This window comes from Bradyrhizobium sp. BRP22, assembly GCF_020194175.1.
Taxonomy (GTDB): domain Bacteria; phylum Pseudomonadota; class Alphaproteobacteria; order Rhizobiales; family Xanthobacteraceae; genus Bradyrhizobium.
Window position 1 is genome coordinate 130416 of the sequence record NZ_JADYVX010000021.1, and the last position, 11031, is coordinate 141446.

Here is an 11031-nt window from a genome sequence, read left to right on the forward strand (position 1 = left end):
TGGCAAATGTCTGAGGTTTCACCTTGAAAGCGCTAGACCTCGTCTCGCTGGGCACACGGCATGTCCGCAACGCCCTGTCGGAAGAACTCTATCTGCGCACCGGCCGCGACGTCACCCGGCCGGCCGCGATTTTCGCTGAGGTCGTCGAGCGCTGCAATTACAAGTGCCGCTATTGCGACTATTGGCGCCGTCCGAACTATCGCGAGGAAATGTCGATCGAGGAATGGCAGCGTGCGCTATCGAGCCTCAAGGAATTCATCGGCGCCTATCATGTCGAATTCGCCGGCGGCGAGCCGTATATCAAGAAAGGTTTCCTCGACCTCGTCCGGTTCTGCCGCGACAACGACATCCATTGGGGCGTGACCACCAATGGCGGCGCCTATCTGAACAAGAAGATCGTCGCGCAGACGGTCGAGGCGCATCCCTTCAACATCAACATCTCGATCGACTCGCGGGATCCGAAGATCCACAACTATTCGCGCGGCATCGAGAATTCCTTGAACGACATTGTGCAGGGCATCCGGAACGTCTCCGAGAAGCGCCGCGCCGAAGGATTGGATTTTCCGATCATCATCAAACCGGTCGTGCACAGGCTGAACTTCCGCCAGCTGCCGGAGATGGTCGACTGGATCCAGCAGATCGGCGCCACCGCACTGAGCTTCCAGCCGGTCGAGATGGGCACGCAGGAAGTCGAGGACGAATTGTGGATCGGCGAAGGCGAGATGGACGATCTCATCGCGGTTCGCGACGAGTTGCTGCGGCTGAAGCGTCAGGGCGCGCCGATCCTCAATGGCGAAGCCGTGCTGAACGCCTGGCCAAATCATTTCCGCCGCGAGAAGGCGCCGCCGGAGGTGATGCCCTGTCGGGTCGGCATGCGCAACTATTTCATCCGCTCCGACGGCCGCCTCGAGGTCTGCTGGTTCTTCAAGCCGATCGGCAATGTCCGCACGCAGACCGCGCGCGAAATCTGGTACAGCGAGGAAGCGCGCATGCGCCGCAAGGAAACCGTGGCCTGCGACAAGCTCTGCCTCTTCACCTGCCTCGCCCAGCGCACGCTGCAGGACAAGCTCAAGATGGGCCTGACCCTGCTGACGGGAACAAAGGCGCAGGCGAACGAGGGCAATAGCAACCGTAGCCCGGGCGAAGCGGCAGCGTAATCCGAAAGCCGCTCGTAAATGCCGTAGCCCGGGTGAAGCGCAGCGTAACCCGGGATCGTTCGCAGATATTGACGCAGATGTCCCTGGGTTGCGCTTCGCTCCACCCGGGCTACGAGGCAGTCACCGTCCGAACAGCTTCCGGAACAATTTCTCCGACTCGGGGAAGCGGCCGGTATCGATCTGTGTCGGCCACAGGCCGTCAACGTTGAAATACGCCGCATAGGCAATGCTGTCGCGGTTCTCGACGAACCAGTCGCACATCTTCTGGATGAAATAGGGATTGTCGCCGGCATGGCCGACGCCCCATTCCGGAAAGCTGATGCGCTTGCCGTGCCGCGCGGCAAAATCACGGTGCCATTCGAGACCGAAAGGCGCTTCGAGATAAAGCGCCCGCCAGCGCTGCTCCACCGAGCCTTCCGATTTGAAGTCGTAGACGTCGAGCCCGATATAGTCGACGACATCATCGCCCGGATAGGCAAGGTCGGCGGGCATCTCCTGCGGCCCCCAGCCGGGACACCAGTCGAACTTGAACTCGCCGGACGCGCGGCGGAAAATGTCCGCGACGCGTCGGAACGCCCTGATGTAATCGGCCTCCTGGCCCTTGGCGAACCAGCCCATCTGCGAAAGGTTCATCTCCCAGCCGAGCCGGATGATCGCGCGTGGCTGCGCTTCGGAGATCGCGCGCGCGGCCGCCTCGAAGTCCGAATCGTGCAGTCCGTCGGCGACATCGGCGAGCGGCGTTCCTGTGATCGTCAGCGGCATCGACCAGACCACGTTCCGCTTCGGATTGAGCCGTCTCCAGACGCCGGGCACCCAATCCACCTTGCGAAAATCCTCCCAGGTCGATTGGCCGTAAAAGTCGACGCCGAGCACGGATGACGGCTTCTGCTTGAGCCATTTCTCCCAGGCCTGCAGCACATGCTCGCGGCCGTCGCTCCCCCAGTTCACGAAGGCGCCGGCGAATCGCGCGGGATCGGCGCCGAAGCGGGAGGCCGCGCCGGCGGCATTCCGCGCCGGGGTCACGCCGCCGAGAACTGCGCCGGCGGATGCCGTCAGCATCCCGCCGACGAACCGACGCCGGCTCAACCGTTCAATTCGAGCCATTCGCTGTCCTCGCGAGTTTACGGCTGAACAATGGGGCGATCCGCTTGCCTACTTCGATCGATCGCATCGTCAGGTGGCCGCCGTCGAACTGGATAGGCACGCCGCCTTCGACGACTTCGTCGCAGCGCCCCTCGTGACACATGACATCGTAGAGTGAGACGTAGGTCGCGCCATGTGCCGCGACCAGCCGGCTCATCGCCCCGTCGCGTTCGCGCACGCCGGCGCGCTTCATGTGGCTGGCGGCGGCCGGATGGTCATGCAGGATCTCATCGGCCAGAAGCCGCGGCAACGCGCTGTCGTACTCGACGACCGGGCCAAACACGGTGACCTCGAGCCCGCGTGCTTTCAGGATGTCCAGCGTGCCTTCCAGAACAGGCAGATCCTCATCCTTCCATGAGGCGGCGAGGAGAACTTTGTCGACCTTGTTGTGCGCCAGGAAGTCGTTGAAGATGAAGTCCCGCAAGCGCCGGCACATCGGCGTATCGTAGCGCGACCCGCCCTTGGCCGCCGGCCGGCAGAGGCTGGCGGTGGCCTGCATCACGTTCACGTCGGGCAGAGCCGCGGAAAGGCCGTACCACAGATGCGCCGCGTAGCTGTCGCCTACGAGCAAATAATTCTGCCGCTCCGGGTCGCGCTTGATGCACGTCTCGGCATCGAACTGCTGGTGATTGGTCAAAAGGAAGCAGCGGCCGGTACGAAACGCGTATGCAGAATCATAGGCGAGGTAGGACCCGATCTGCACCACGCGATCGGGAAACCGGAACGGCGCGCCGCCCGCAACCATCACCAGGCCGCAGAGCGCGAGGATCGATGCCATCGCCGTCGACGCCGTCGCGAACACGGTGAATTTCGACGTCTCGTGCGCCAGGCTGCGGAACGGCAGCTCGATCAGTTTCCACGACAGATAGGCCATGCCGAGCGACAGGATGACCAATGTCAGCTTGACCGTCGCCGGCGATCCCAGCGCGAGGATTGCATCGGTATGCTGAAACACGATCAGCGGCCAGTGCCAGAGATAAAGCGAATAAGAGATCAGCCCGACGAACACGAATGGTCGGAGCGACAATAGACGCCCCACCATTGACACGCCGCGCTCGCTCGAGGCGATCACGAGCGTCGCTCCAACGGCGGCGAGCGATGTCATCAGGAGCAGCGGTGCGGACGACGAGCCGAACACGGTGACGCCGAACAGCAGTATCAGCCCCGCAGCGCCGCAAAGATTTCGCCACAACATGCTTCGCGGCGCCGGGACGAAGCCGATCGCGAGCAGCGCGCCGAGCGCCAATTCCCAGGCGCGGAACGGCGTCAGGTAAAAGACAAAGGCCTCGTTGCGGTAGCTGATGGCAATGGCGGCAACAAGCGAGAGCGCGGCGGCGACCGCGAACAGGAGCTTGGCGCGTTTCGGCACGAAGCGATAGGCGATCACCATTACGATCGGCACGACCAGGTAGGACTGCTCCTCGACACCAAGCGACCAGGTATGCAGCAGCGGCTTGGTTTCCGCGGGCGCTTCGAAATAACCCGTCGTCTGCGCGAAATAGACGTTCGAGACGGAGCCGACAGCTGCAGCAAGACTCCTGGCGAAATCCTCGAGCTCGACCGGCAGGAAATAGAAATAGGCCAACACACTCGTCGCGAGCAGCATGACGACCAGCGCCGGCAGGATGCGCAGGATCCGGCGCTTGTAAAAATTGGACAGCGAGAACGATCCGTTGCGGATATCCGCATCGGTCATGCCGCAGATCAGATAGCCCGAGATCACGAAGAAGATGTCGACGCCGACGAAACCGCCGGCAAAGCCGGGGACGCCGACGTGATAGAGCACCACGGGAATGACGGCGAGCGCCCGAAGCCCGTCAATATCCGGACGGTACTTCATCGTCCCACCCTCGGCCGATGACCGAGCCCATCTGCCGCCGCCGTTTCAAAAACGGACACCACGGACGCAGCCGCTGTGCCGAAACGGACCGGCGGCATAGCCCGCATATCATCCGCGGCGAGGTCACACCCGGAAGACCTGTAAATCCACATGCACTCACACCCGCGCCGAACAGCATCGGCGATGCGCGATCCGGCTCTGCAATATCCGGGCAAGCCGCGCCTTCTGGGCCTGAAGCACGACCTCCTATGGTTACTTCGCGGCATCAACTGCACCGCGCGGCTCAGTCGCCAACAAAATTAACTAACGTCGATCGCGGCCGAGGGCGGCACGGCGGTTCGGCACCGATCTTGCTGCAAGCCTCGCCGAGGAAGAACGGCGGCTTGGAAAGCGACAACCGTGAACGTGATCGCCAGAGAGATCTACGAGATGGACCCCGTTGCGTTGTTGACCCCGACCTACGGGCGCGATCTGGAAATCTGCACCTTGCTTTGCGAGAGCGTGGACCGGCACGTCACCTCGTTCTCCAAGCATTATCTCCTGGTTCCCGATTGCGACCTGCCGCTGTTCGCGCCGCTTGCGAGCGAACGGCGCATCATCATTCCGGCTTCCAGCTTCCTGCCCGACTGGCTGCGGCCGCTGCCGCGCATCATCCAGCGCCGGCGACGCCAGTTCTGGTGGTCGCTGCGGGCCAAGCCCGTAAACGGCTGGCATGTGCAGCAAATCCTCAAGATCGCCGCCACCATCGCCCTGCCCCACCAGCGCTTCTGCATCCTGGATTCCGACATCGTGTTCTTCCGCGACTTCGATCTGAGGCGGTTCGAATTTCCGAACGCGATCCCGATGCTGACCATGTCCAACGTGGTGACCGCGGACCAGCCGCGGCATTCGCGCTGGCTCGTGACCAGCCATGAATTGCTCGGGCTGAAGACGCCGCCGTTCCCGGCCGACGACTTCATCGGGCACATCATCTTCTGGGACAAGCGAACCACCCGCGCTCTGGCCGAGCGCATCGAGGCCGTCACCGCCCTCGACTGGATCGACGCGCTGTGCAAGACCCGCGAATTCTCCGAATACATGCTGTACGGCTATTTCGTGCAGAATGACGCCGCGGCCTCGCTGCGACATACCGCTGTGCCGACCACGCCCTGCATCAGCTATTGGGACGATCCGAGGCTTAGCAAGGATGAGCTGCAGGATCTCTTGCGCCGGGCCAACAAGGACGACGTCGCCTTCTCGATCGCATCCTTCTCCGGTACGCCGGTCGAGACGATTCGCGCCGCGATTGCGGAGAGCAATGAGATCATTTCACTCGCCGGCGGCAGCCAACGCGCGGAGTTCGCGGCGTTATGCTGATCGGGCAAGCCAGCATCAACCTGACCGCCAACATCCTGTCGGCGCTGCTCGGGCTGCTCAGCGTGTTCGTCTTCACGCGGCTGTTCTCGCCGCATGATTACGGCGTCTATCTGCTCGGCATCGGCTTCGCTTCCGTGATCAGCGTATTCCTGGTCGGCTGGTTCCGAAATCTGATCCTGAGCGGACATGCCCGCAACGATGGCACCGACGTCCGCGGGCTTGTGATGTCAGGCTATATGATCTGCTGCCTGACCGCGCCGATCGCCTATATGCTCGCCCGTGTCGCCGGCCTGGACAACACCGCGGCGTTCGCCACCGTGGTGCTGTCGGTCGCGATCGGCCTGTTCGAACTGACGCAGGACCTGGTTCGTGCGCGGCTGATGGCGTTTTCGGTGATGAAGGCGACGCTGGTGCGCGCCATCGCCGTGCTCGCACTCGGCGTCGTCGTGGCGCAGGTCGGACCGAACGGCTTCTGGCTGTTGCTCTCCTCCGCCCTCGCCTATCTGCTCGCAGTGCTCGTGCAGTCGCGCACCGCCTGGCGTGGCACGCACATCAGCTTCGATCACGCCGGCCTTATGGCCGTGGCCAAGACCGGCCTGCCGCTGACGCTGTCGCTGACCCTGCTTGCGATGGCCAGCATCACCGACCGTTTCATGATCGCCAACCTCGTCGGCGCGGCGGATGCCGGCCGATATGTCGCCTCGCTCGACCTGGTGCGGCAGACGCTGATGATGCCGGCGATGAGCATGGCGGCGGCGTTCTTTCCGCTCGCCGTTCAGATCCACGCCAAGCAGGGCGACGGCGCGGTGCGCTCGCATCTCGCCGAATGCCTCGAGCTGCTGCTCTCCCTCACGCTGCCGGCTGCGCTCGGCTTTGCCGTGATCGCCTCGCACATCGCCAACATCATCCTCGGTGCCGAATTCCGCGAGCTCGCTGCGGAGATCATGCCGGTGATCGCGGTCGCCGTGGTGTTCCAGATCCTGACGCAACAATATCTGCACGCAAGCTTCCTGCTGTCGGGCAAGAATGGCTTCTATCTCATCAATACCGCGTCGCTGATCGCGGCGAACGTGATCCTGTCTTATCTCCTCGTCAGCCACAACGGCGCGGTCGGCGCGGCCTGGGCGCGGCTCGGCGCCGATGTCATCGGCTTTGCCTGCGCGCTGGTGCTCACCCGTTATGCCTTCCGCGTTCCGCTGCCGCTCGGTCGACTGGCACTGGTCCTGATCGCCGCGCTCGCGATGGCGCTGACGGTTGCAGCGCTCGATCGCGTCCTGCGCATTCCGGATCTCGCCGCCTGCGTCGTGCTGGCGGGAGTTGGCATCCTCACCTATGCCGCGCTGGCCTGGCTGTTCGACATCGCCCGGATTCGCGGCCGGCTGAAGCATGGCCTTGCGGCATTCAGAGCAAAATTCGCAAACAGCAACATTGGATGACAGCCAATGACCAACACCCTCACCCTGGATCGCATCCATACACCGCTCGCCGATGCTGACGCGGCGGCGCCGGCCATCCATCCCCAGTCGCTGCTCGACCTGCCGCCGGGCGAAGCGCGGCAGAGCCTCCTCACCGTGCACAGCATCCTGGAGGCGGCGCTGCCGGCAGGCCCGCTCGCGATCTACGAGGCCGGCGGCGGCTCGACCAGTTTCCTGCCGCTCAAGGTGCTGCGCCGCAGCCACATCACCGTGGTCGACATCGATGAGGACCAGGTCAAGAACAACAACTACGCACAGACGACGATCCTGGGCGACATCCAGACCTATCGTTTCCAACCGAAGAGCTTCGATTTCATCGTCTGCTACAACGTCATCGAGCACGTGCCCGATGTCGAGGCCGCGCTCAGCGGTTTCTGCGAGGCGATCAAACCGAACGGTTTGATCCTGATCGGCGCTCCGAATCCGAAGTCGCTCTCCGGCGTGGTGACGAAGTATTCGCCACACTGGTTCCACGTCTGGTTCTACCGCTATGTTCGCGGCGACAAGAAAGCCGGTCTGCCGGGCGAGGCACCATTCCCGACCCATTTTCATCCGCTGGTCACGCTGGGCAGGCTCGAAGCCTTCGCCAGGGCGCGTGGCCTGCAGGTGATCTACCGCAAGGTTTATGAGAGCCCGCGCTATCCGGAAATGCGTCTGCGCAAGCCCCTGCTCGCCACGCTGGTCGACGCCGCCGCGAAAGCGCTGAACTTCTTCCTGCCCGGCAAGATCGACGTGCGGCACGGCGACTATCACGTGATCCTGCGGAAGCTGTGAGAGCATGCACGCGTTGTGGACCGAAGCGGTGGTGAAGGTCAGCCACCGGCTGGCGATGCATCTGCCGGTCGGTCGCGTCCGGCTGCGCAACGCCACGCCGATGGTCAGCTTCACCTTCGACGACCTGCCGAAGAGCGCGGTGACCACCGGCGCCGAGATGCTGGAGGCGCATGGCGCCCGCGGCACCTTCTATGTGTCGGGCGGCCTGGTCGGCATCGATTCGGCGAACTGGACGTCGGGCGACGATGATGACGTATTGTCGCTCCATCGCCGTGGTCACGAGATCGGTTGCCACACGTTCTCGCACCGCCGCACCAGCGATCTCGATGAACGCTCGCTTGCCGACGACATCGCCCGCAATCGTCGCTACTTCGACTTGCTCGATCCGTCGATCGGGGCCGAGACCTTCGCCTATCCGTTCGGCTATGGCTCGTTCGCGCACAAATACCTGCTCAAGTCCAGATTTGCGACCTGCCGCTCGATCGTCGAGGGCGTGAACTTCGGCAATGTCGACCTGCAGTTCCTGCGCGCGATGCCGCTGATCGATCGCCAGATGAACAGCGATGCGATCGAGCGCGCCCTCGACGAGGCGCAAATCCATAACGGCTGGTTAATTTTCTACAGCCACGACGTGGCCAAGCGGCCTAGCTTCTATGGCTGCTCCCCGGGGCTCCTGAACCGGGCGCTGGAGGTGGCGGCGAAGCGCGATATTCCGGCCCTGACCATGGCGGAGGCGTTCCGATGCGCGAGCGCTTAAACGCTTTGTTTGCCTTTTCGGTGAATAGTCCCTCAAAGACTATGGTTAATTTTTCCTGTTGCGTTGTTGTCGCGCAGTCCGCTGTCGCGCATCGCGCGGCCCGAAGAGTAACCCCTCAGCCGATGCGTGCGGCGTTTGGAATGGAAGCTGGGGTCGATGCTTGATTACGACCAGCCGATAAACAGCCCGGCCAAGAGCCAGGCCACGGGCGAACAGCGCCGAAGCCAGGGCTTCAACGTGGTCGACCTGGCCCTGCTGCTGTGGCGGCGCAAGGCTGCGATTGTCGCCGCCGCGCTGCTCTGCGCCTGCATCGCGGTTGCGATCGGCAAGAGCCTCACTCCGAAATACACGGCGACCGCGCAGCTCTATGTCGACCCGCGCGAATTGCAGCTCGTTGAACGCGAGCTGACCCCGCGCGCCCAGGACGTTTCGGGCCTTGCGATGGTGGTTGACAGCGAGGCGCGGGTGATCACCTCCAACAGCGTGCTGTTGCAGGTCATCAAGAACACCAATCTCGATAAAGATCCCGAGTTCGGCGGCGGTGATGGCAAGAGCCTGTTCGGCTCGCTGCTCGGCCTGATCGGGATCGAGCTGCGTCCGACGGCGGAACAGCAGTACCAGGCGACGATGAGCGCGCTGGATGCCCTCGGCCGCCACATCAATGTGCGCAAGACTGATCGCACCTTCGTCGTCGATATCGACGTCTGGTCCTATGAGCCGGCGAAGGCGGCGATGCTCGCCAACGCGCTTTCGAGCGCCTACCTCGCCGAATCCAAGCAGTCGCAATCCGCCGCCGCCCGGCGCGCCACGCGGGATCTCTCGGGCCGGCTGAAGGAATTGCAGGAAAGGCTGCGCAACGCCGAAAACGCGCTTGCGGTCTACAAGGCTCAGAACAATTTCGTCGGCACCCAGGACACGCTGATCGCCGACCAGCAGCTTTCCGCCAGCAACCAGCGGCTCGCCGCTGCGCGCGCGCTGACGCTCGATGCGCAGGCGAAGTACGACCAGATCGAGGCCAGCCGCCGCAATGCGAGCGACCCCGGCGCGATCCCCGAGGCGCTGCAGTCGCCGACCATTGCGAACCTGCGCGCGCAATATGCCGACGCCAAGAAGCGGCAGGCCGAACTGCAGAGCGAACTGGGCCCGCGGCATCCGGCGCTCCGACAGGTCGAGCAGCAGGTCGAGGATCTCCGCCGCACCGTCAAGGAGGAGATCGACCGCTTCGCGCAGGCCGCGAAGAACGACCTGACCCGCGCCCGCGACTATGAGGCGTCGCTGAACAAGGCGCTGGATGCGCAGAAGCGCCAGAGCGTGCAGATGAGCCAGGCCTCGGTGCATCTGCGCGAACTCGAACGCGACGTCGAGGCAAGCCGCGACGTCTACCAGTCCTTCCTCAAGCGCTCGCGCGAGACCGAGGAACAGGAAAGCCTGAACACTTCGAGCGCGCGCGTCATCGGCGAAGCCACCGTGCCGCAGCGGCGCACCTTCCCGCCGGCGATGAGCCTGCTCGCGATGATCGGCTTCGTGCTCGGCGGGCTTGCGGCTGCCGCCTGGATCATCGCCGCCGACCAGCTTGCGCCAGGCGCCGACCCGCTGCGGCCAAGCAAATCGACCTCGCCCGAGAGGCAGACGACGGCGCCCGCAAGACAGCCCGTCGTCAGCAAGCCGGCGCCGCAAGCAGCAGTCGGCGTCATCGAGAAGCCGCTGATCGCCCGCCTGCAGGAATCCGACGTGATGCGGACACTGGGCGGCATCCTCACCGGAGGCCAGATCGCCGACGTCACCCGGCTGGGTTGGCCGACGCTGCGCGCAGGCTTCCCATTGATGACCTTCCTCAACGCCATGCGCGAGGCGCGCGCGACGCTCAAGAAGCGCGCGCCCGCGACCGGCGCACCAGTCATGGCCGTGATCGGCGCGGGTTCATCTGCCGACCGCAGCGTCGTGGCGCTGAACGTCGCGCTCTCCGCCGCGCGTGACGGCGCCAAGGTGCTGATGATCGATGCCGATCATCGCGACCGCGAGTTGTCGGGCAAGGTCATCAGGCTCGGCAGGAGCGAGGCCGGCCGCCTTGGCTGGCTCAGCATCGGCAGCAAGGCAACGCGCGCCATCAACACGGCGAATGGAATTTCCATCCTGCCCGTCGTCGCCGGCGGCGACGCCAAGGCGGCGGAAGCCATCCGCAAGTCGGTCGCACAAGCGCGATCCGCAGGCGGCTACGATCTCATCCTTCTCGACGGGCCGGCGATGCCGTTGAGCGCGACGGACCGCAAGCTGCTCGACCTCGCCGACGGCCTCCTCGCCGTGCTCCCGGTCCATCTCGATATCAACGACTGCATGGAAGACATCATCGCCGCGCTCGGCGGGGCGGAGCGCAACCTGATCGGCGTCGTCCTGAACGAGCTCAATCAAACGACGGAAAGCCGTCAGCGAGACAAGCAATATGCGTGAGCACAAACCGGGTGGGGATCATCCCGCTCCATTGGCGCCTGCGCCCGTGGCTTGACCCCCGACCCTGCCCTCCCTCTTTCC

The 11031-nt window shown here is 64.0% G+C and carries 8 protein-coding genes; 6 read left to right on the forward strand and 2 right to left on the reverse strand.

Annotation, left to right across the window (positions count from 1 at the left end; genetic code table 11):
* Positions 1-23: 23 nt before the first annotated feature.
* Complete coding sequence (locus tag I6F35_RS24485) at positions 24-1157, forward strand: radical SAM protein (RefSeq protein WP_225120215.1); 1134 nt, start codon at positions 24-26, stop codon at positions 1155-1157.
* 120 nt (positions 1158-1277) lie between these two features.
* On the opposite strand, the gene I6F35_RS24490 is transcribed toward I6F35_RS24485, so the two are convergent.
* The gene (locus I6F35_RS24490) at positions 1278-2261 is read right to left on the reverse strand and encodes a hypothetical protein (RefSeq protein WP_225120216.1); all 984 of its coding nucleotides are present in this window, start codon (positions 2259-2261) and stop codon (positions 1278-1280) included.
* A complete protein-coding gene (locus I6F35_RS24495; RefSeq protein ID WP_225120217.1) occupies positions 2248-4140 on the reverse strand; it encodes an acyltransferase family protein in 1893 nt (630 codons plus the stop codon). The genes I6F35_RS24490 and I6F35_RS24495 overlap by 14 nt, the downstream gene beginning before the upstream one ends.
* 399 nt (positions 4141-4539) lie before the next feature.
* On the opposite strand from I6F35_RS24495, the gene I6F35_RS24500 reads away from it, so the two are divergent.
* From I6F35_RS24500 to I6F35_RS24520, 5 genes are all read left to right on the forward strand, one after another.
* Positions 4540-5496, forward strand: a complete 957-nt coding sequence (locus tag I6F35_RS24500; RefSeq protein ID WP_225120218.1) for a DUF6492 family protein — start codon at positions 4540-4542, stop codon at positions 5494-5496.
* A complete protein-coding gene (locus tag I6F35_RS24505) occupies positions 5490-6932 on the forward strand; it encodes an oligosaccharide flippase family protein (protein ID WP_225120219.1) in 1443 nt (480 codons plus the stop codon). The genes I6F35_RS24500 and I6F35_RS24505 overlap by 7 nt, the downstream gene beginning before the upstream one ends.
* A gap of 6 nt (positions 6933-6938) precedes the next feature.
* On the forward strand, positions 6939-7745 hold the full coding sequence (locus tag I6F35_RS24510; RefSeq protein ID WP_225120220.1) for a class I SAM-dependent methyltransferase: 807 nt from the start codon (positions 6939-6941) through the stop codon (positions 7743-7745).
* Between the two features lie 4 nt (positions 7746-7749).
* The gene (locus tag I6F35_RS24515) at positions 7750-8502 is read left to right on the forward strand and encodes a polysaccharide deacetylase family protein (RefSeq protein WP_225120221.1); all 753 of its coding nucleotides are present in this window, start codon (positions 7750-7752) and stop codon (positions 8500-8502) included.
* 156 nt (positions 8503-8658) lie between these two features.
* Entirely contained in the window at positions 8659-10950 is a 2292-nt protein-coding gene (locus I6F35_RS24520; RefSeq protein WP_225120222.1) for an exopolysaccharide transport family protein, read from the forward strand.
* Positions 10951-11031: the final 81 nt, after the last annotated feature.

Coding starts and splice junctions, on each gene's coding strand:
- I6F35_RS24490 (WP_225120216.1), bottom strand. CDS start 2,261: ATGGCTCGAATTGAACGGTTGAGCCGGCGTCGGTTCGTCGGCGGGATG.
- I6F35_RS24495 (WP_225120217.1), bottom strand. CDS start 4,140: ATGAAGTACCGTCCGGATATTGACGGGCTTCGGGCGCTCGCCGTCATT.
- I6F35_RS24505 (WP_225120219.1), top strand. CDS start 5,490: ATGCTGATCGGGCAAGCCAGCATCAACCTGACCGCCAACATCCTGTCG.
- I6F35_RS24510 (WP_225120220.1), top strand. CDS start 6,939: ATGACCAACACCCTCACCCTGGATCGCATCCATACACCGCTCGCCGAT.
- I6F35_RS24515 (WP_225120221.1), top strand. CDS start 7,750: ATGCACGCGTTGTGGACCGAAGCGGTGGTGAAGGTCAGCCACCGGCTG.
- I6F35_RS24520 (WP_225120222.1), top strand. CDS start 8,659: ATGCTTGATTACGACCAGCCGATAAACAGCCCGGCCAAGAGCCAGGCC.